Here is a 20,524-nt window from a genome sequence, read left to right as displayed (position 1 = left end):
TGAAAAGTCAATTTTAAAATGTTGAAAAATTCACAATTGACAAACGAAGTGAATTCACGGCAAAGCAAATTGATCATAATTTAAATAAAAAGACAAAGTCTTTGGCAAAAAGAACAACAAATCGCCCTCAGAAAAGATTAACTTTTATAGACATTATAAAAGGAAATTTCCTGAACCGTGATGAAATAAAAGTTCATTACAAATTTTTCCTGTTGTTGTTTGTTTTGATGATGGCAATGATTTACAGCAATCATTTAGTCAACAAAAAAATAAAAATTGTCAACGCTTTAAAAGAAGAAACAGAAGAGTATAAATCGAGAAATGCTTACGCACAAAGCAAGCTGATCAAAGTGAAAATGGAGTCTGAATTGGGTAAGGAAGTCGCCGTAGATTCATTGATGACTTTAGAAAGTCACCCACATAAATTGTTAATAAAATTGGATAGTACCGATGCAAAAACAAAATGATTACGATAACAAAAGAAAGAAAACATTGCGATGGGGTTACCTGTTCGCAACTGTTGCTTTATGCATATTCGTAATGTTTTTAGCAAGAATTGTTGTTCTTCAGAATACCAATGTACAGGAAATTAAAGACGATTACATCAACAGCAATTACCGTACTGCAACTTTAAAAGCGGCTCGTGGAAACCTTTTTGCATCAGATGGATCGATTTTGGCAACAACGGTGATGCGCTACGATATTTTTCTTGATTTTAAAACCATAAAAGATACTGTTTACAGCAATAATATTGGTGCGCTTACAGATTCTTTAAGCAAAATGTTTGGTAAACCGAGAGCTGATTTCAGAAAAAGATTTGATGAGCAGAAGAAACATAAAAACCAGTATTATTCTTTAGTAAAAGGGTTAGATTTTGATCAGTATGACAGAATCAGAAAATTTCCGATTTTTAAAAGAGGTAAAAATAAAGGCGGATTTATCGTTGACAGAAATTACAAACGTGAATTGGCCACTTCTGAAATTGGTTCCGGAACAATAGGAATCGACAATGGTGTCGCAAAAGCGGGACTTGAAGGGGCTTTTTCAAAATATCTTACAGGAATTGACGGAAGCAGATTGGAGCAAAGAGTTAATTCTTCTCAATGGAAACCAATTGATTACTGGAAAGTTAGCGAACCAACAGATGGACAAGATGTTTATACAACTTTAGATCTTAGAATTCAGGATATTGCGCATTCAGCACTGCAGAAACAACTCGTGAATTTCGAAGCGAAGCACGGAACTGTAATTGTAATGGAAGTGGAAACCGGAAAAGTTCGCGCTATGGTAAACCTTCGAAAAGATGAGGAAGGAAACTATGTTGATGCCTACAACTACGCCATAAAAGATAATATCGAACCAGGATCGACTTTTAAAGTAGTTTCGCTTTTAGCTGCGATGGATGACGGTTTTATTGATGAAAATACTACGGTAAATGTAGGAAACGGAATCTGGGTGTATGCAAAACAGAGGATTACAGACGGGCATGGTGGCGGAACTTATGATATTTCTGATGTTTTGGCTAAATCAAGTAATGTTGGAACAGCAAAATTGATCACAAAATACTATGCTGAGAAGCCGGAGATTTTCTTGGATCATTTAAGAAGATGGAAATTATTCGATAAAATGGATATTGAACTTCCGGGAATCACGAAGCCAAACAATCTTACGCCACAAAGCAAAAGATGGAATGCGGGAGCGTTGGCTTCCATAGGATTTGGTTATGGAACCAATATTAATGTTTTGCAGCTTGCTACTTTTTATAATGGAATTGCCAATAAAGGTAAAATGGTAAAACCGCTTTTCATCGACAAAATTATGCAGAATGGGAAAGTTACTTTTGAGGCTCAGACTCAGGTAATGGTGAAGAAGATGGCTTCAGAAAAAGCTGTAAAAATGATGACCGATGCTTTAACCAAAGCTGTTGAAAAAGGAACTGGAAGAAGTATTTTCACGCCAAATTTAAAAATGGCAGGAAAAACAGGAACTGCAAGATTCGAATACTGGCTTCCAGGTCCGATGAAATACAGAGCGTCATTTGCAGGTTTTTATCCGGCAGATAATCCGAAATATACGTGTTATGTGATGATCAGCGAGCCAAATACGGCAAAAGGATTTTACGGAGGTACGGTTTCCGCGCCTGTTTTTAAAGAAATTGCGGGTAAAACTTTTCTTAAAACACCTCAAAATGTTGAAAAAGAAATGCTTGTCGATAGAAAGGTCAATCTGAATAAAATGGTTGAGCCAAATGTAAAGGTAGCAGTAAACAATAAGCAAATGCCGAGTGTGGTTGGATTAATCGGTAAAAACGTAATTCCGCAATTGGAAAATTTAGGATATCGTGTAGACTTTAAAGGCGTTGGAAGAATTAAAGAACAATTCCCTTTACAAGGTACAACGATCAGTAAAAATCAGAGGATTTATTTGTCTCTGCAGAATTAAAAAAGAGTCCTGAAAGGATAAATTATTAAGATAAAATAAAAGCATTAACAATGCAATTAGTTGAATTATTAAACAGAATTCCAGTATTAGAAATTCACGGTGATAATGATCGTGAAGTTTCTGCATTGGTTTTCGACAGTAGAAAAGTTTCAGAAAATTCACTCTACATTGCACTGAAGGGAACAGTTGCAGACGGACATTCATTTATTGCATCATCAGTTGAGAAAGGTGCAAAAACAATTGTTTGTGAAGATTTACCAAAGAATTTAGATGAAAATATTACCTATATTAAAGTAAACGATTCATCAAAAACTTTGGCACATTTAGCTTCCAATTTTTACGGAAATCCTTCTGAGAAATTAAAATTAATCGGAGTGACCGGAACCAATGGTAAAACCTCTGTTTCTACATTGCTTTTTGATGTTTTTAAAAATTTAGGATATAATTCGGCTTTGCTTTCTACAGTTGAAATTAGAATCGGAGATGAAATCATTCCAGCAACACATACTACTCCTGATGTGATTACGATTAATCAGATTTTGGCTAAAGCTGTTGAGCAAGGGTGTGAATTTGCCTTTATGGAAGTAAGCTCACACGGAATTTCTCAAAACAGAATTGAAGGTTTAAACTTTAAAATAGCAGGATTTACCAATCTTACACACGATCATTTAGATTATCATAAAACATTTGATGAGTATTTAAAAACGAAAAAAAGATTTTTTGACGAATTAAATGATGGAGCCATTGCCATCACCAACGTTGATGACAAAAATGGAAATGTGATGCTTCAAAATACCAAAGCCAAGAAAAAATCTTACGCTTTGAAAACGATGGCAGATTATCACGGAAGAACTTTAGAAGTTGATTTCAACGGAATGTTGTTAAACTTCAACGGAAAAGAATTTTGGACGACTTTAACGGGTAAATTCAATGTTTACAACTTACTTTTAGTTTTTGGAATTGCTTCTGAGTTAGGTTTTGAGCAAGATGAAATTCTTCAGGCAATTAGTATTTTGAAAAGAGTCAATGGCAGATTTGAAACCTTCAAATCCGATGGCGGAATTTTCTTCATCGTTGATTATGCACACACTCCGGATGCGTTAGAAAATGTTTTAGATAGTATCAATGACATCAGAACGAAAAACGAAAGATTGATCACCGTTTTCGGTTGCGGAGGAGACAGAGATCACGCAAAAAGACCTGAAATGGGAAATATTGCCTCAAAGAAATCAACTTTGGCAATCATTACTTCTGACAACCCAAGAACGGAGGATCCTACTGCAATTATAAAAGAAATTGAAACAGGTGTTGAACCTCAGAACTTCAGCAAATACACTTCAATTCCCGACAGAAGAGAAGCGATAAAAATGGCGATAAAATTTGCCGAACCGAAAGATATAATCCTCGTTGCCGGGAAAGGTCACGAAAATTATCAGGACATCAATGGTGTAAAACATCATTTTGATGACAAAGAAGTAATCAATGAGCTTTGGAAGCTTATGAGTAAATAAAATTTATAATCGATAATTGATCAATGTTAATTGATTTTATCATTCATCAATAATCATTTATCATTTATAAAAAAATAAAGAATGTTATACTATCTATACGAATACCTAACGAGTCAAGGCATCCACATTCCGGGAATGGGAATGTTAAAGTACATTTCATTCCGTGCTGGAATGTCGGTTTTGTTGTCTTTAATGATTGCTCTTGTTTATGGAAAAAACATCATCAATTATCTTAGAGGAAAACAAATGGGCGAATTGGTGCGTGATCTCGGTTTAGATGGACAAAAACAAAAGGAAGGTACGCCGACAATGGGTGGTTTCATCATCATTATTGCAACATTAATTCCTGTTTTGCTGTTCACCAGAATAACCAATGTCTATATCGTTCTCTTGATTGTGACGGTGATTTGGATGGGTGCAATTGGTTTTATAGATGATTATTTAAAAAAGATTAAAAAAAATAAAGACGGACTAAGTGGAAAATTCAAAATTGTTGGGCAAGTTGGTTTAGGTCTAATTATCGGAGTTACAATGTATTTTCATCCAGATATTACCGTTAAAAGAAAATATGCCGATGCAAAAGTGGTCAACAGAAATAATGTTGAACAAAACTTTATGCCGACAGAAAAAATCACCGTTTCTACCGTTCCATTTACAAAAAATAATGAATTTGATTACAGTGGTGTTTTATTTTGGATGAGTGATGAAGATGCTCACGAATGGGCTTGGATTGTTTTCATACCTGTTGTTATTTTCATTGTTACGGCAGTTTCAAACGGAGCCAATATAACCGACGGAATTGATGGTCTTGCAGCGGGAACAAGTACGGTTATTTTACTGACACTTGCATTTTTCACCTACGTTTCAGGGAACATCATCTTCGCAGATTATCTGAACATTATGTTCCTTCCAAACATGGGTGAAACCACGATTTTTGTCGTCGCAATGGTAGGTGCGGTGATTGGTTTCTTTTGGTACAATACCTATCCGGCGCAAGTTTTTATGGGTGATACCGGAAGTTTAATGTTAGGCGGAGTCATTGCGGTTTTAGCTGTGATTTTAAGAAAAGAATTGATGATTCCTGTGCTTTGTGGAATTTTCTTAATTGAAAATATCTCCGTAATGCTTCAGGTAGTTGTTTTTAAATATAGAAAAAGAAAATTCGGGTTAGAATACGCCCAAAATAATAGATTGTTTAAAATGTCACCTTTACATCATCATTATCAGAAAGACGGTTTTCACGAGAGTAAAATCGTTAACAGGATGATTATCATAGGGGTTATGCTAGCAATTGTATGTCTCATCACGTTGAAAATGAGATAAAATTAGCAATAAGTGATAAGCTAAAGCTTAAAGCTTAATGCATAAAGCAAATTATATGAAAATAGTTGTTCTAGGAGGAGGAGAAAGTGGTTGTGGTGCTGCTTATTTGGCTAAAAAGAAAGGTTTGGAAGTATTTCTTTCAGACAAAGGTGCCATTAAAGATCACTACAAACAATTTTTGACTGAGAATGATATTGACTTTGAAGAAGAAAACCATGATGAAGAAAGAATTCTCAACGCAGACTGGATTGTAAAAAGCCCTGGAATTCCGAAAAAGGCAGATATGATCAACAAAATTCAAGAGAAAGGAATCAGGCTTTCTTCTGAAATTGAGTTTGCCTCTGAATTTACCGATGCAAAAATCATCGCCATCACAGGAAGTAACGGAAAAACGACGACAACGTCTTTGATCTATTATATACTGAAGAACGACGGACTAAATGTGGGTTTAGGCGGAAATATAGGGTACAGTTTTGCAAAGCAGGTTGCTGATGAAAACCATGAATATTATGTTTTGGAGGTAAGTTCTTTCCAGTTGGATGATATTCAGAATTTCAGACCGTACATTTCTTTATTGTTGAATTTGTCTAAAGATCACTTAGATCAGTACAATTACAACTATGAAGAATATGCTTTAGCGAAATTCAGAATTGCTGAGAATCAGGAGAACGATAATTTTTTCATCTATAATAAAGATGACGAAATGAGCAAAAATATTCTTGAGAAATTTGAAATTAAAGCGAAAATGATTCCTTTTTCTACCAACGAAAAATTGACAGAAGGAGGTTTTGTTGAAGAAGATAAAATTGTGGTGAAACTAAAAGATGAATTTTCAATGAAAGTTGATGAATTGTCTTTATTGGGAAACCATAATGTTGCCAACAGTTTGGCAGCTTCAATTGCAGGTAAAATATTGGAAATCAACAATGAAAGTATCAGAAATTCATTAATGACTTTTCAGGCAGTTGAGCACAGATTGGAAGTTGTTACAGAAATCGAAGGTGTGAAATACATCAACGATAGCAAAGCGACTAATGTAAATGCAACGTATTATGCTTTAGAAAGCATGAAAAACCCTACGGTTTGGATTGTTGGAGGTGTAGATAAAGGAAATGATTATACCGAAATTGAAGAATTAGTTAAAAGAAAAGTAAAAGCAATTGTTTGCTTAGGAATTGATAATCATAAAATCGTCGATTTCTTTAAAGATAAAAAGGAATTCATTTACAGTACTTCAAGCATGGAAGAAGCAGTGAAAACGTCAAAATCTTTAGTTAAAAATGGAGATACAGTTTTACTTTCACCATGTTGTGCAAGCTTTGATCTTTTCAAAAGTTATGAAGACAGAGGTCATCAATTTAAAGAGCAGGTTTTAAAAGCCAATAGCAATTAGCCAAAAGCGAATAGCAAACATTATGAACGAACAGAATATAGAAGAAAGCAGATTCGAATTTCTGAAGGGCGATAAAGTACTTTGGATGGTCATTCTTGTGATCTCCATTTTCTCTATTTTCCCGGTATATTCTGCAAGTTCAAACTTAGAATATATTGTAAACAACGGAACTACAACAGGTCACGTTATGAAACATATGTTCTTTGTAGTTTTAGGTTTGGCAATTATGAGGCTTGTCGGAACGGTGAAGTATGAATATATGGGAAAACTCAGCAGTATTATGTTGGGTTTAATGATTATTCTGTTGATTGTCACGATGTTTACCGGGCAAACTATTGACGGAGCGAGTGCTTCAAGATGGTTGAAAATTCCGGGAACACCGATTTCGTTTCAGCCTTCGTCTTTTGCTTTTTTAATGTTGATTATTTATTTGTGTAGATATTTAACCAAAAAGATTACGAGAGAGAGACTTCCAATAGAGAATGTGATGTACATTTTCGGACCGATTTTATTGGTTTTCGTTTTGGTGGCAAAAGATAATGGATCGACTGCTTTAATGATTTTAATGGTTTCTGTAATTGTTTTGGTTATCGGACAGCTACACTGGAAGTACATTGCAGGATTTATATCTGCATCATTTGTTGCCATTGCCTTGTTTTTATTAATTGCTCTGAATACAAATTTAATCGGTGGAAACCGTGTTCATACATGGATGAGCCGTATCGAAACATTTACTTCAAGTAAAGCAAAATCTGCAGATGTTGATGATGAAAGCGTAAAAGCAAAAAACTATCAGGTAATGCAGGCCAAAGCTGCCATCGTTCACGGTGGAATTACCGGAATGGGACCAGGGAAATCTGCATTAAAACAAATGCTTCCGCAGTCTGCTTCCGATTTTATTTTTGCAGTAATTGTTGAAGAATATGGATTAATAGGAGCCGGATTTCTCATCAGTATGTATTTGATAATGATTGTCCGGATTGTAATGATAGCAAGTAAAATGCCCGCATTTTTCGGCTCGTTACTCGTTCTCAGTCTCGGAGTGATGATTTTTATACAATTAGCAGTAAATATTGCCGTTGCCGTGAATTTAATTCCCGTAACAGGACAGCCATTGCCGCTGATAAGTTATGGAGGAACATCCATGTTAGTAACCTACATCCAACTTGGAATTATTTTAAATATAAGCTCAAGAATCCAAATCTATGATGAAGAAGGAATGGGCAAAAAACAAAGCATCGTCGAGATCAATGATATTGCTTAAAAAAAATTAAAATGGAAATAAGAAAAATTACGTTTACCGATAACAAAAACTCAGAGAATCCTGTAGTTATTGATACCAACGAGAATATCGGCAGTTTTCTTGAAACTTTTAGATTGGAAGTCGGCGAAGTTATTGAGCTCAACGATTCTATGTATACCGTAAAGTCTATTTCTGAGAAAGAAATTGATGCTGAAAAAGAAATTTTGGTCGATGTAGAATTTATTGATTTAATTGAAAATCAACCTACAGCTTAAAATCGATAGGATGAACAAAAAACTAAAAGTATTATTAAGCGGCGGCGGAACAGGAGGACATATCTTTCCGGCAATTGCTATTGCAGATGAGATCAAAAAAAGATTTCCTGATGCAGAATTTTTGTTCATTGGTGCCAACGGAAAAATGGAGATGGAAAAAGTTCCGCAGGCTGGCTACAAAATCGAAGGTTTAAACATAGCAGGTTTTGACAGAGGAAATCTGCTGAAAAATATAGGATTGCCTTTCAAACTCATTTCAAGTTTGATTAAAGCAAAAAAAATTATTAAAGAGTTTAGACCTGACTTTGCAGTTGGAACAGGCGGTTTTGCAAGCGGACCAGCATTGTTTATGGCAGCTAAAATGGGAATTCCTACTTTCATTCAGGAACAGAATTCTCTTCCGGGGAAAACAAATACGGCAAACAGTAAAAAAGCGAAAGCAATTTTTACAGCCTATCCGAATATGGAGAAGTTTTTTCATGGAACAAAAACTTTTTTCCTTGGAAATCCGGTTCGTCACAATGTGATTTCAAATTTAACGGACTTAGAAAGCGCAAAGGAAAAATTAGGTTTGGATAAGAATAAACTGACAATTCTTTCAGTGGGTGGTTCTCAAGGCTCAAGAACTTTAAACAACGGTTGGAAGTACAATTTGGACAGATTACAGGAAAAAGGTTATCAATTGATTTGGCAAACCGGAAAATTAGATTACAGGGAATTGAGTGGCGAATCTCAAATTTCAAACCTCAAATCTCAAATTCAGTTAAAAGAATTTATTTCCGACATGGCAACGGCTTATTCAGCGGCTGACGTGATTGTTTCCAGAGCGGGAGCAATTGCTATTTCAGAATTGGCAATGGCAAAAAAACCGGTAATCTTGGTTCCTTTACCAACAGCTGCGGAAGATCATCAGACCAAAAATGCGATGAATCTGGTTGAAAAAAACGCCGCGAGAATGGTGAAAGATGCTGAAATGCAGGAAAAATTCTGGAATACACTTTCAGAAATCTGCGAAAACGAAAATGTAAGAAAAGAAATGTCAGACAATCTGAAATATTTTGCCAAACCCAATGCGGCGAAGGAGATTGTGGATGAGATTTTTAATCAAATGTAAAAAGTACCAATGTAAAATGTACTAATGAAATCATAAATACATTTTGCATGAATACAATAATACAAGCAAAAAGAATGAACAATTTAGAAACATATCAAAATTTTTACTTCGTCGGAATCGGAGGTATCGGGATGAGTGCTTTGGCGCGCTACTTCCATGCTTCGGGCAAGAATGTTTTGGGCTATGATAAAACCAACACAAAACTGACTCAATTGCTGATGAGCGAAGGTATTGATATTGTTTTCGATGATATTATTGATGATAAAATAACTACGCTTGAGAAAGAAAAAACATTGGTAATATATACTCCGGCAATCAAAAAACTGGGGATCTTAGATTATTTTAATGAAAATGATTTTGAAGTTTTAAAGCGTGCAAAAGTTTTAGGCTTAATAACCGAAAATACAAATTGTATCGCCGTTGCAGGAACACATGGAAAGACAACAACGTCGACCTTGGTATCACATTTGTGTAAAGAAGCAGATTTGCCTTTCTCATGTTTCTTAGGCGGAATTTCTGAGAATTTTAAATCAAATTTCCTGTTTAACGGAACAGAATTTTCTGTGGTGGAAGCCGATGAATACGACAGAAGTTTCCTCAACCTTTCTCCGGATTGGGCGGTGATTACTTCTACAGATGCAGATCATTTGGATATTTATGGTGACAAAAACACTATTGAAGAAGGTTTCAGACAGTTTGCGGCTTTAGTTCCTGATGATAAGCAACTTTTTGTAAGAAAAGGAATAGAAATCGGCAGAGCCCATAAAACCTACGCCGTCAACGAAGAAGCTGACTATTATTCAGATAATCTCCGTATGGATTATGATAAAATCTATTTTGATTTTCATACGCCAACGGAAACGGTAAAAGATTTTGTCTGGGATGTTCCAGGAATTCATAATGTGGAAAATGCTACGGTTGCGTTGGGGATTTTGCATAATCTGGGAGTTGATTTTGAGACGTTGAAGAAAGCAATTGCCAATTTTAAAGGCATCAAAAGAAGATATACAAAACATATTTATCCAGGCGGTAAAATTTATATTGACGACTACGCGCATCATCCAACTGAGATTAATGCTGTAGTGGGTTCGATCAAAACGTTCTATCCTGATAAGAAATTGTTAGTGGTTTTCCAGCCGCATTTGTTCAGCAGAACGAGAGATTTTGTAGATGGATTTGCTGAAAGTTTAAGTAATTCCGAGGAACTGATTTTGCTAGATATTTATCCTGCAAGAGAACTTCAGGAAAATTTTGAGGGTATCACTTCAGATTGGTTACTGGAAAAGGTGACTTTAGACAAAAAGGAAATTTCAGGTTTGTCTGAAGCTTTTGATAAAATTAAAGAGAAAGAATTTGACATCTTGCTTACGGTGGGTGCAGGAAATATTGATACGCTGTACGACCCGATTTGTGAGTGGTTAAATAAAATGTAAAAAGTACTAATGTGGGAACGTATTAATGAAGCAGTGCTCATAAATACTTTTTACATTGATACATGAATACAAAAAAGTATGAAAAACAAATACAGAATTTTAAAAATTGCCATCACAGTGATCATTCTTGGTTTCCTGCTGAGTTTCTCTTTGAAGAAATTCAGTGGTCAGAAGATTACGGATGAGAAAATTTCTGTAAAAATGAATGAGAAAACACCGGTTTATTTTATTGATGAAAAAGATATTAAACAAATCGTCATTAAAGAAAATCCGTCAGGAAAAGTGGGGGATTTGAATATTCCGGAACTGGAAAAGAAAATCAATGCACTTCCTGCTGTAGACAGCGCAAATGTGTATTTAAATTTAAACGGAAAACTGAACTTGGACATTAAACAGAGAGTTCCGGTTTTCAGGTTAAATTACAACGGAAACGATTTTTATGTAGACGAAAAAGGCACAGAATTTCCGATCTCCAGAACATATTCTCATCCATGCATGTTGGTAACGGGAGATGTAAAAAAGGATGAATATGAAAAGCTGGCTGAACTGGTTGATAAAATTGATAAAGATGATTTCAGTAAAAAATATTTCATTGGAATCTCAAAATATAAAGACAGCTACAACCTCCTTACAAGTGAAGGAAACTACAAAGTTGAAATTGGAGATTTAGATAATATTGAATTAAAAGTAAAAGGTTTTAAAACGTTTGTTGAAAAATACTTAGTGTTTCAGGATCCGCAGAAGTACAAAATGATTTCGGTAAAATATCAAAATCAGATTGTAACAACGCTTAACCCATATTTTAAAGAAAACGACAGTATTTTAAAAGCAAGCCATAAAGATTTGGCTAAAACTCCGGTTGCGGCAGTGCCTGTTAAAAAAGCAGAAGTCAATCTTAAACCGGAAGTGAAAAAAGCAAGTTCAACTTCTCTAAAACCAAAGGAAAACACAAAACCTAAAACAGTCGTCAAACCCAAGGATAAAAATAAAATGACGGAAAAGAAATCAACTACAAAGTCAAAAGCAAAGGTTAAAATAGAATAGTGTAGAAAAACAATCCTTGAAAGGACGATTTACTAAAGAATAGGATGAAATCCTATTAATATATAATGGCAATTAAGTCGCCGACAATATTAAATAAGAATTAAATCAAATCGATATAAAACAATGGAAAATCAAGAGTATTCAGTAGGTCTGGACATTGGGACAACCAAAATTGTCGCCATTGTAGGACGTAGGAATGCACACGGGAAAATAGAAATTCTCGGTGTTGGTAAGGCCAAAAGTCTTGGAGTTCATAAGGGAATTGTGAATAATATTTCACAAACCATCAACTCAATCAAAGCCGCTGTGTCTGAAGCACAGTCAAGCGCAGGAGTTCCAATTCATAAGGTAACTGTCGGTATTGCAGGAAAGCACATTCGCTCATTGCAACATTCAGATTACATTATGCGTGAGAAACCCGACAAATTCATCACGGATGATGATATTGAGGCGTTAAAAGATCAGGTAAAGAAGTTGGTAATGCTTCCGGGAGAAGAAATTATTCACGTACTTCCACAGGAATATAAGGTTGATTCTGAAGGAGAAATTCAGGAGCCTGTCGGAATGCACGGAAAACGTCTGGAAGCCAATTTCCACGTTGTCGTCGGACAAATGGGAAGTATCAGAAACATTGCAAGATGTGTGAGAGAAGCAGGTTTGGAGATGGAAGCGCTTACTTTGGAGCCTTTAGCATCTTCAGAAGCTGTTTTAACTAAAGAAGAGAAAGAAGCAGGTGTAGCAATTGTAGACATCGGTGGTGGAACTACGGATATTGCTATTTTTAAAGATAATATTATTCGTCATACTTGCGTCATACCTTACGGAGGCGGAATTATCACGGAAGACATCAAAGAAGGTTGTTCAATTATTGAAAAGCATGCTGAACAATTAAAGGTTAAGTTTGGTTCTGCAGTTCCAGAGTTGGAAAAAGACAGCACATTTGTGACGATTCCAGGTCTTCACGGAAGACCCGATAAAGAAATTTCTCTGAAAACTTTAGCGCAGATCATCAATGCGAGAGTGGAGGAAATTTTGGAAATGGTCAACACTGAATTAAAAGCTTACGGAGCTTTTGAACAAAAGAAAAAACTTATTGCAGGAATTGTTCTTACAGGCGGTGGTTCAAACTTGAAGCATCTTCGTCAGCTGGCAAATTATACTACAGGATTCGATAGTAGAATTGGTTTCGCAAATGAATATATTGCCAACGACAAAAATCAGTATCTTAAAGGACCGGAATTTGCAACTTCTATCGGTTTACTGATGGAAAGTTTAAAAATCAGAGATAAAAAAACAACGGCTGTAGAAGACGAAATTGAAATCGAAGTTGATACTAAAGCTGAATCAAAAGAACAGCCAATCGTTGCAAGCACTGAAACTCAAACTCATACTGTTCATGAACCTGTAAAAGAGTACGAAACTCCAGCAGAACAGCAACAGAGAAAAGTGAGATTGACTTTCGGACAATCTTTGATGGAAAAAGTAAAAAAATTCTTTGAAGAAGTAGAGTAAAATATATACGGTAAAAGATTAATGATAATAGATAATCACTTATAGATTATTAGTCATTCATCGGTTATCATTCATCAATTATCAATTATTAAAAATATAAGTAATGGAAAATATAGGTTCACAAGGATTTTCATTTGATTTACCAAAAGGAAATTCGTCGATTATTAAAGTAATCGGTGTTGGTGGCGGTGGAAACAACGCACTGAAACACATGTACGAGAAAGGAATTCACGGTGTGGATTTCGTAATTTGTAATACAGATGCTCAGACTTTGGATAATAATCCGGTTTCAAACAAAGTACAGTTGGGAGTTACTATCACAGAAGGACTTGGAGCGGGTGCAGATCCTGAAGTTGGAGAAAAAGCAGCTATTGAAAGTATTGAAGACATTAAAGCTTCAATGGGACAAAACACCAAAATGGTTTTTATTACCGCAGGAATGGGTGGTGGAACAGGAACCGGTGCTGCTCCCGTAATTGCTAAAGTGGCCAAAGATATGGGAATTTTGACGGTGGGAATCGTTACTGTTCCTTTCAGTTTTGAAGGTAAAAGAAGACTTGAACAGGCAGAATTAGGTCTTGAAAAATTAAGAAATAATGTTGATTCATTAATTGTAATCAATAACGATAAACTGAGACAGCAGTTTGGTAATTTAGGTTTCAAACAAGGATTCTCAAAAGCCGATGAAGTTTTAACAAACGCTGCAAAAGGTATGGCGGAAGTTATTACTGGTTATTTTGATGTAAATATTGACTTTAGAGATGCTAAATCTGTACTTCAGAATTCCGGTACAGCACTAATGTCAACAGGAATGGCTTCAGGCGAAAATAAGGCTGAAGAAGCAGTAAGAAAAGCATTGGATTCTCCATTATTGAATGATAACAAAATTACAGGCGCAAGAAATGTATTGTTATTGATCAGAAGTGGTGTAGAAGAAGCTACAATGGATGAGATCGGAATCATCATGGATTATATCCAGAAAGAAGCAGGTCATACTGCAGACATTATTTTTGGAGTTGGTGCAGATGAAGAGTTGGGCGATGCAGTAAGCGTTTTGGTCATTGCAACAGGTTTTTCTAATGATAATCAAAAATTTGCAGGGCCAACTGAGAAAATCAGAATTGGTTTGAACGATGCTTTAGATACGCCAAAGTCTTCTCCTTTTAAAACCAAAGAAGAAAGAGAAACTACGCCTGAACAAGGATATGATTTTGGAGGTAAAAATCTTTTCAGATTGGATGATGAAGAAAGAGATGCGCCACAGTTTAAGATGTCTTCTACTGAAAAAAAAATGATTATCGAGGATGAAGAGATTAGAACCGAAATGAAATTCTCTGATAGAGAACAAGATACATTAGAAAGCCCAATTCAAAGCTGGAGAAATGAAGAATCTGGCGAAGAAGATAACGTAAGTCTTTTCTCTTTCGATGATGATCCTAATGATTTAGAAATTCAGTCGTTCTCTTTTGATTTTGAAAACAAAAAGGAAGAGCCAAAAAACGAGTCTTTCACAAACAGCTTTTCAAATGAGAAACCTGTGGAATTCAACTTTACGGTAAACGAGCCAATTGTAGAACCTAAATCAGATTTCGGACAGCCAAAAAATGAGTTTGAAACTTTTACACAAACGGTAGAAGAGGTTGCTCCAAAGATTGAGAATTTTTATCAGCCTAAAGAAGAAATTAAGGTTGAAGAAAAACCGGTTTTCCAAAACAGAACTGAAATTGAAACTCCGAGACAGACTGAAAGTGAATTTACATTCGTAAATAAGCCTGCAGATCAGGAAAGAGTTGTAGAAAGAAGAAATAAATTAAAAGAATTCAATTCTCGTTACCAAAATTTTGATAATGCGAATGAGTTTGAATCTGTTCCGGCTTTCAAAAGAAAGAATATTTCTATCGATGGAAGCAACGCATCAGACCAAAATATCAACAGCTATCTGTCTGATAACAATGGAAATATGCAAATCAGAGAAAACAGATTTTTAAATAAAGACGTAGATTAATTGCTATAAGTGATAAGAAGTAAGCTATAGGCTTTCCTATTCGAAAGTTGATTGAGGCTTACTGCTTATTGCCTAAAAGCTTAAAGCTAAAAAAATGAGTTTAGAATTAATAATAAGCGAAGCGATAAAAACAGCAATGAGAGCTAAAGACAGAGTAGCTTTAGATTCTCTTCGCGCTGTGAAATCACAGATATTACTGTTGAAAACTGAAGCTTTAGGAGCTGAGGTTTCTGAAGAGCAGGAAATTGCCATTCTTCAGAGAATGATCAAGCAGCGTAAAGATTCTTACGAGCAATTTACGGCTCAGGGAAGAAGCGATTTGGCAGAAGTGGAAGATGCTCAAATGAAAGTTATTGAGAAATTTTTACCGGCACAATTGTCTTCTGAAGAATTAGAAGCAGAAATAAAAAACATTATTGCTGAAACTGGTGCTGAATCGATGAAAGATTTAGGAAAAGTAATGGGAGTAGCCTCAAAAAATCTAGCTGGAAAATCTGACGGAAAAAGTATTTCCGAGATGGCGAAAAAGCTGCTTTCATAATTTGGTTGATTGTTTATAGTTGTTGGTTGCTGGATTCAAACCTATCAACAAACAACAAAAACCCATCAACTATTAAAAAAGGATATTCAACCTTTGCATATCGATTTGATTAACGAAGCCCGAAACATAATGTTTCGGGCTTCATTTTTAATATGAATGTTGGTTTTATTTTTTAATAAAATGATAATTATAAGCTCCCGATTTATTTTCAAAGGTTAAAATATATTTGCCTGTATTGTATTTACTTACATTGATTTTTTGAGATTGATTTTCTTCAGGATTAATTACTTCAATTAATTTTCCGCTCATATCAAAAATACTGATTTTATCTATTTTCTCTTTTGATTCAATGATTACGAAATCAGAAACAGGATTAGGATAAATTTTAATATTTTTTTCAAGTGTAAGATCTGATGTACTTAAATTCGTTGTTACTGTGATTGCTGTTGTTGAACTTTGACATCCGCTTACTGTTTGAGTAACATAATATGTTGTTCCACTTGTTGCAACAGTTGTTGAAGGAAGCTGCGTTGTCATAGCGGAAGAAGTATACCAAATTAAATTCTGACCGGTCACAGTAAGATTTGCCAAAGTTGATCCCGCAGAAACAGTTTGTGTTGCAACAGCGGTTGGAGGAGGTGTTGCAGCGCTTATAGTGACTAAAGTTTCTACTTTTCCGCTTGCACAAGTTCCTATAATTGGTGATACTTTCCAGTTATAAAAGAAATAGTAAACACCACTATTGGTGTTAGCGCTATTTATGGTACCTCCTGTGATCGTTCCCAACGTTCCCAAAGTATAAGGAAATGCATTTCCAGAACCAGAATCTCTTCTCATTGATGGAGATGATCTTGCAACGAGTTTGTAAGAATTTCCTCCAATCACAGAAAATCCTACTGGAACCGTAAATTGTAATGGAGTACTTGATGTTCCTCCTGCAGGAATAGTTACGCTTTTTTCGGCTATTTTTACATAATTAGCATCTAAAAGTTCTAATGCTAAAGTTCCACCTGCAGAAGCAAATACATCTACTGATTGAATCAAAAAATTATTGTTTGCAGTAAAGGCCAATCCCCATGGACTTGTAGCGGCTACAACAGCACTTGAGCTCGTTAATGGAGTGGTTTTACCACCCGTCACTTGCGTTCCCAATTCGTAATTATAAGCTTCTGCCCAATAAGATGTCGTGGAAGTTATTGCAGGTGTTGTATAAGTATTGCCTATCCCGATAGGAACGGTTGCTGTCGCAGAGTTGTACCATTTTACTTCAGTTGCTGTGGTATTTGCAGTAAGTATTGCAGAATTCTGACCGCAAGTAGATGAAGGAGGAACCGTGAGCTGCGGTGTCGTACAATTTTGTGAGTAACAAATTCCACTTATAAAAGCCGAAAGAATAAAAGTGTAAATTTTCTTCATAAATAGAGTTTTTAAGATTGAAGCTATATTTAAATTTCTAAGAATTCAATTAAAATTATGTTTAAAAAATAATAAAGCCCGAACAAAAAGTTTCGGGCTTTATTTATTGTAAATCCTTTATCAATGTTTTTTTAATTCTAAAAACTGATGAGCAAACAAAGATAAAGGGGAGGGAATTACATTGCCACTAGATCTTACTCTAATGTTCCTAAAAAATTAATTTAATAAAGTTTTTTTCATGGAAATCATTTTTAGAATCATTTCAAATTTAGTAAAATAAATTTAATATTAGTGATTATTATTCAAATTTTATCTAAATATTTTGTGGTATCTGTATGTTTTACCTCTAATTGATTTTATTTGCCAAACAATCTGATAGTTTTTATAAATTGTTTATACCATCAGAAAATTTGTAAATTTGTAAACACTTAAAAAAAATAAGAAATGTATCCAACAGATTTAGTAATGCCTATGAAGGCTGAGCTTACAGATAAAGGTTTCTCAGATTTGGCAACTCCTGCTCAGGTAGAAGATGCTTTAAAACAATCAGGAACTACACTTTTAGTAATCAATTCTGTATGTGGTTGTGCGGCTGGAGCTGCAAGACCTGGAGTTGTATATTCTTTGACAGGAGATAAAAAACCTGATCATTTAACAACTGTTTTTGCAGGTTATGATAAAGAAGCAGTTGATGCAGCTAGAAAACATTTAGCGCCTTTTCCTCCAAGTTCACCATGTGTGGCGCTTTTCAAAGACGGAGAATTGGTTCACATGCTTGAAAGACATCATATTGAAGGAAATCCTGCGGGAGCAATTGCTGCAAACCTACAAGCTGCATACGACGAATATTGCTAATATTCAAGTGTTTAAAAATTGATATATAAACCATTACAAATTTTGTGATGGTTTTTTTATTTAAATCATTCGCAGAAAATACAAATAGTATTATATTTGTCTTAATGGCAACGAAGGCACTTTTCAATACTGTGGTCAATTGGTTTATCAAACAAAGGATAGATCAGATTCAGAATTTTATGGATTACCCTATTGAGACGCAAAAAGGAATTCTTTTTTCTCAGTTATTTCATGCAGAAGATACTGAATACGGTAAGAAATATGGGTTTAATTCTATTTCAAGTTATCAGGATTTTAAAAATAAAGTTCCGATTGTTTCTTACGAAGAATTTGAGCCTTACGTTGAGCGTGCAAGACAGGGTCATAAAGACGTAAGTTGGCCGGGTTATATCAAGCATTTTGCAAAATCTTCTGGTACAACCAATGCGAAAAGTAAATTCATTCCTATTTCTGCAGAAAGTCTGGAGTATTGTCACATGAAAGCAGGGAAAGACATGGTTTCCATTTATGCCAATAATCATCCTGAAAATCAACTTTTTACCAATAAAAATTTGCGTTTGGGCGGGAGTTCAGAATTGTACGCAGATTTCAATACCAAATTTGGTGATCTTTCAGCGATTTTAATTGACAATCTTCCTTTCTGGGTTGAAATTACCACCACTCCAAGCAAGAAAGTTTCTTTGATGGGAGAATGGGAAAGCAAATTACAGGCAATCGTTTCAGAAGTCAAGAATGAAGATGTTGGAAGTATTTTGGGTGTCCCAAGTTGGATGATGGTGCTTTTACAGCGAGTTTTAAAAGAAACTGATGTAAAGAGTGTTTCTGAGCTTTGGCCAAATCTTGAAGTATTTTTCCACGGTGGAATTAGTTTTAAACCTTATAAAGAACAATACAAACCGATTATCGGAAAAAATATTAATTACTACGAAATTTACAATGCTTCTGAAGGCTTTTTCGGAATTCAGGACAGATCGAATAGTGATGAAATGCTTTTGATGCTCGATTACGGAATTTTCTATGAATTTATTCCGATGGATCAGTTTCATCATTCCAATCCGAAAGTAGTGAGTTTAGAAGGGGTCGAAGTTGGTAAAAACTACGCAATGGTGATTACAACAAATGGTGGACTTTGGAGGTATTTAATTGGAGATACCGTTGTTTTCACATCAATAAATCCCTTCAGAATTAAAATTACCGGTCGTACAAAACATTATATTAATGCTTTTGGTGAAGAATTAATGATTACAAATGTAGAATCGGCTTTAACTAAAGCTTGTCAGGAAACCAATGCTTCTGTAAAAGATTTTACGGGAGCTCCGATTTTTATGAAAGAAAATGAAAGTGGCGCTCATGAATGGATTTTTGAATTTAGCGAACATCCTGAAAATCTTGAATTATTTACCGATATTTTTGACCGTCATCTGAAAACCATTAACTCGGATTACGAGGCCAAAAGATATAACAATATTACATTAAAAAAACCGGTGGTTCACATTGCAAAACCCAATCTTTTCTATTGCTGGCTTGAATCTAAAGGTAAATTGGGCGGACAAAACAAAGTTCCGAGACTAAGTAATGACAGAGAATATATAGATCCTTTACTGGAGCTTAATAGAGCATAAAAAAAACCGCAAATTAATTGCGGTTTTTTGTTTAGATTATTTCTTTAAATCTTCTTTCAGTTTTTTTGCGGCATCTTCAACCTTTTGAGCTCCTGTTGCTGCAGTATTTTTTACATCTTTACCAACTTCCTGTGCTCCAGACTTGATGTCTTTGCCTACTTTATCAGCTCCTTCTTTAATATCTTTTCCGGCTTTATTGATGTCTTCTTTTGCTTTTTGAGCGGTATTGTCGATTTTATTGCCTGTGTTATCAACAGTGTTTTTAATGTCGTTTTTAGCCTTTTCAATTTTAGAAGTATCTACCAATCCTGAATTGGTTTCTGTTGTCGTAGTTGTTGTTACAGATCCGTCTGCATTTTCTACTTTTTCAGTTTTTGTAGAAGATTGTGTACATGCAACAAACAGTGTAGACACTGTAACTGCTGCTAAAATGTGTTTTTTCATTGTGTATATTTTTATTACTCTTGTTTTTGTTGATTTGAAGTTTCGGAAGCCTTCTGTTTTTTCTCATCTTCGGCTTTCTTCTTATTTTCTTTTTCTAATTCGTCTTTAATTCGTTTCTCTTCCTGTTGCAATTTTAAGGCCTCTTTTAAAGAATCTTGAAATTTTTGTGAAGACATTCTGATTTTTCTTGCAATATCTACGGAAGTTGCTCCTGCCGAAAAAGAATCTATTGCCGTCGTATCATATTTTTGTTTTAATTCCTGAGCATTGTCAGAAACGGGTTCACGCTTCGAACAGGCAATAGTTAAAACAGATAAAGTTAAGGCGACAAAAATTACATTTTTCATGCGA

The 20,524-nt window shown here is 35.0% G+C and carries 18 protein-coding genes; 15 read left to right on the top strand and 3 right to left on the bottom strand.

Annotated elements, in window-relative coordinates; genetic code table 11:
• Positions 1 to 101: 101 nt before the first annotated feature.
• The 13 genes from OEA66_RS12960 to OEA66_RS12900 all read left to right on the top strand — a co-directional run bounded on the left by OEA66_RS12960 (position 102) and on the right by OEA66_RS12900 (position 15,836).
• Positions 102 to 467: an FtsL-like putative cell division protein gene (locus OEA66_RS12960; protein ID WP_267281773.1), complete on the top strand. Its 366-nt coding sequence runs from the start codon at positions 102 to 104 to the stop codon at positions 465 to 467.
• Complete coding sequence (locus OEA66_RS12955; RefSeq protein WP_267281772.1) at positions 451 to 2,442, top strand: penicillin-binding transpeptidase domain-containing protein; 1,992 nt, start codon at positions 451 to 453, stop codon at positions 2,440 to 2,442. Before OEA66_RS12960 ends, OEA66_RS12955 begins: the two co-directional genes overlap by 17 nt.
• 50 nt (positions 2,443 to 2,492) lie before the next feature.
• Entirely contained in the window at positions 2,493 to 3,953 is a 1,461-nt protein-coding gene (locus tag OEA66_RS12950; protein ID WP_267281771.1) for a UDP-N-acetylmuramoyl-L-alanyl-D-glutamate--2,6-diaminopimelate ligase, read from the top strand.
• An 81-nt stretch (positions 3,954 to 4,034) separates the two neighbouring features.
• Positions 4,035 to 5,276 carry a phospho-N-acetylmuramoyl-pentapeptide-transferase gene (gene mraY / locus OEA66_RS12945; RefSeq protein ID WP_267281770.1) on the top strand — a complete coding sequence of 414 codons (1,242 nt, stop codon included), beginning with the start codon at positions 4,035 to 4,037 and terminating at the stop codon, positions 5,274 to 5,276.
• A 55-nt stretch (positions 5,277 to 5,331) separates the two neighbouring features.
• Positions 5,332 to 6,669, top strand: a complete 1,338-nt coding sequence (murD, locus tag OEA66_RS12940) for a UDP-N-acetylmuramoyl-L-alanine--D-glutamate ligase (protein WP_267281769.1) — start codon at positions 5,332 to 5,334, stop codon at positions 6,667 to 6,669.
• Between the two features lie 22 nt (positions 6,670 to 6,691).
• A complete protein-coding gene (locus OEA66_RS12935) occupies positions 6,692 to 7,933 on the top strand; it encodes an FtsW/RodA/SpoVE family cell cycle protein (RefSeq protein WP_267281768.1) in 1,242 nt (413 codons plus the stop codon).
• Positions 7,934 to 7,944: 11 nt separating this feature from the next.
• Positions 7,945 to 8,187, top strand: coding sequence for a hypothetical protein (locus tag OEA66_RS12930; protein WP_267281767.1), 243 nt, complete (start codon positions 7,945 to 7,947; stop codon positions 8,185 to 8,187).
• 10 nt (positions 8,188 to 8,197) lie between these two features.
• Positions 8,198 to 9,301 carry an undecaprenyldiphospho-muramoylpentapeptide beta-N-acetylglucosaminyltransferase gene (gene murG, locus OEA66_RS12925; RefSeq protein WP_267281766.1) on the top strand — a complete coding sequence of 368 codons (1,104 nt, stop codon included), beginning with the start codon at positions 8,198 to 8,200 and terminating at the stop codon, positions 9,299 to 9,301.
• A gap of 74 nt (positions 9,302 to 9,375) precedes the next feature.
• On the top strand, positions 9,376 to 10,734 hold the full coding sequence (gene murC, locus OEA66_RS12920; protein ID WP_267282008.1) for a UDP-N-acetylmuramate--L-alanine ligase: 1,359 nt from the start codon (positions 9,376 to 9,378) through the stop codon (positions 10,732 to 10,734).
• Between the two features lie 78 nt (positions 10,735 to 10,812).
• Complete coding sequence (locus OEA66_RS12915; RefSeq protein WP_267281765.1) at positions 10,813 to 11,778, top strand: cell division protein FtsQ/DivIB; 966 nt, start codon at positions 10,813 to 10,815, stop codon at positions 11,776 to 11,778.
• A 123-nt stretch (positions 11,779 to 11,901) separates the two neighbouring features.
• The gene (gene ftsA / locus OEA66_RS12910) at positions 11,902 to 13,290 is read left to right on the top strand and encodes a cell division protein FtsA (protein WP_267281764.1); all 1,389 of its coding nucleotides are present in this window, start codon (positions 11,902 to 11,904) and stop codon (positions 13,288 to 13,290) included.
• A 103-nt stretch (positions 13,291 to 13,393) separates the two neighbouring features.
• Positions 13,394 to 15,295: a cell division protein FtsZ gene (gene ftsZ, locus OEA66_RS12905; protein WP_267281763.1), complete on the top strand. Its 1,902-nt coding sequence runs from the start codon at positions 13,394 to 13,396 to the stop codon at positions 15,293 to 15,295.
• Between the two features lie 94 nt (positions 15,296 to 15,389).
• Positions 15,390 to 15,836: a GatB/YqeY domain-containing protein gene (locus tag OEA66_RS12900; RefSeq protein WP_267281762.1), complete on the top strand. Its 447-nt coding sequence runs from the start codon at positions 15,390 to 15,392 to the stop codon at positions 15,834 to 15,836.
• A gap of 165 nt (positions 15,837 to 16,001) precedes the next feature.
• Here the strand turns inward: OEA66_RS12900 and OEA66_RS12895 are convergent, their stop codons facing one another.
• Positions 16,002 to 17,252 carry a T9SS type A sorting domain-containing protein gene (locus OEA66_RS12895; RefSeq protein WP_267281761.1) on the bottom strand — a complete coding sequence of 417 codons (1,251 nt, stop codon included), beginning with the start codon at positions 17,250 to 17,252 and terminating at the stop codon, positions 16,002 to 16,004.
• 444 nt (positions 17,253 to 17,696) lie between these two features.
• Here OEA66_RS12895 and OEA66_RS12890 point away from each other — a divergent pair, with 444 nt between their 5' ends.
• Positions 17,697 to 18,107, top strand: coding sequence for a BrxA/BrxB family bacilliredoxin (locus tag OEA66_RS12890; protein WP_267281760.1), 411 nt, complete (start codon positions 17,697 to 17,699; stop codon positions 18,105 to 18,107).
• A 104-nt stretch (positions 18,108 to 18,211) separates the two neighbouring features.
• On the top strand, positions 18,212 to 19,729 hold the full coding sequence (locus OEA66_RS12885; RefSeq protein WP_267281759.1) for a GH3 auxin-responsive promoter family protein: 1,518 nt from the start codon (positions 18,212 to 18,214) through the stop codon (positions 19,727 to 19,729).
• A 36-nt stretch (positions 19,730 to 19,765) separates the two neighbouring features.
• On the opposite strand, the gene OEA66_RS12880 is transcribed toward OEA66_RS12885, so the two are convergent.
• Positions 19,766 to 20,173 carry a hypothetical protein gene (locus OEA66_RS12880; RefSeq protein ID WP_267281758.1) on the bottom strand — a complete coding sequence of 136 codons (408 nt, stop codon included), beginning with the start codon at positions 20,171 to 20,173 and terminating at the stop codon, positions 19,766 to 19,768.
• A gap of 14 nt (positions 20,174 to 20,187) precedes the next feature.
• A complete protein-coding gene (locus tag OEA66_RS12875; RefSeq protein ID WP_267281757.1) occupies positions 20,188 to 20,520 on the bottom strand; it encodes a hypothetical protein in 333 nt (110 codons plus the stop codon).
• Positions 20,521 to 20,524: the final 4 nt, after the last annotated feature.

It is taken from the genome of Chryseobacterium luquanense (genome assembly GCF_026460945.1).
Taxonomy (GTDB): Bacteria; Bacteroidota; Bacteroidia; order Flavobacteriales; family Weeksellaceae; genus Chryseobacterium; species Chryseobacterium luquanense.
The sequence above is the reverse complement of the archived record's forward strand: the minus strand, read 5'-3'. Positions and strand labels throughout refer to the sequence as shown.

Coding starts and splice junctions, on each gene's coding strand:
- OEA66_RS12955 (WP_267281772.1), top strand. CDS start 451: ATGCAAAAACAAAATGATTACGATAACAAAAGAAAGAAAACATTGCGA.
- OEA66_RS12950 (WP_267281771.1), top strand. CDS start 2,493: ATGCAATTAGTTGAATTATTAAACAGAATTCCAGTATTAGAAATTCAC.
- mraY (WP_267281770.1), top strand. CDS start 4,035: ATGTTATACTATCTATACGAATACCTAACGAGTCAAGGCATCCACATT.
- murD (WP_267281769.1), top strand. CDS start 5,332: ATGAAAATAGTTGTTCTAGGAGGAGGAGAAAGTGGTTGTGGTGCTGCT.
- OEA66_RS12935 (WP_267281768.1), top strand. CDS start 6,692: ATGAACGAACAGAATATAGAAGAAAGCAGATTCGAATTTCTGAAGGGC.
- OEA66_RS12930 (WP_267281767.1), top strand. CDS start 7,945: ATGGAAATAAGAAAAATTACGTTTACCGATAACAAAAACTCAGAGAAT.
- murG (WP_267281766.1), top strand. CDS start 8,198: ATGAACAAAAAACTAAAAGTATTATTAAGCGGCGGCGGAACAGGAGGA.
- murC (WP_267282008.1), top strand. CDS start 9,376: ATGAACAATTTAGAAACATATCAAAATTTTTACTTCGTCGGAATCGGA.
- OEA66_RS12915 (WP_267281765.1), top strand. CDS start 10,813: ATGAAAAACAAATACAGAATTTTAAAAATTGCCATCACAGTGATCATT.
- ftsA (WP_267281764.1), top strand. CDS start 11,902: ATGGAAAATCAAGAGTATTCAGTAGGTCTGGACATTGGGACAACCAAA.
- ftsZ (WP_267281763.1), top strand. CDS start 13,394: ATGGAAAATATAGGTTCACAAGGATTTTCATTTGATTTACCAAAAGGA.
- OEA66_RS12900 (WP_267281762.1), top strand. CDS start 15,390: ATGAGTTTAGAATTAATAATAAGCGAAGCGATAAAAACAGCAATGAGA.
- OEA66_RS12895 (WP_267281761.1), bottom strand. CDS start 17,252: ATGAAGAAAATTTACACTTTTATTCTTTCGGCTTTTATAAGTGGAATT.
- OEA66_RS12890 (WP_267281760.1), top strand. CDS start 17,697: ATGTATCCAACAGATTTAGTAATGCCTATGAAGGCTGAGCTTACAGAT.
- OEA66_RS12885 (WP_267281759.1), top strand. CDS start 18,212: ATGGCAACGAAGGCACTTTTCAATACTGTGGTCAATTGGTTTATCAAA.
- OEA66_RS12880 (WP_267281758.1), bottom strand. CDS start 20,173: ATGAAAAAACACATTTTAGCAGCAGTTACAGTGTCTACACTGTTTGTT.
- OEA66_RS12875 (WP_267281757.1), bottom strand. CDS start 20,520: ATGAAAAATGTAATTTTTGTCGCCTTAACTTTATCTGTTTTAACTATT.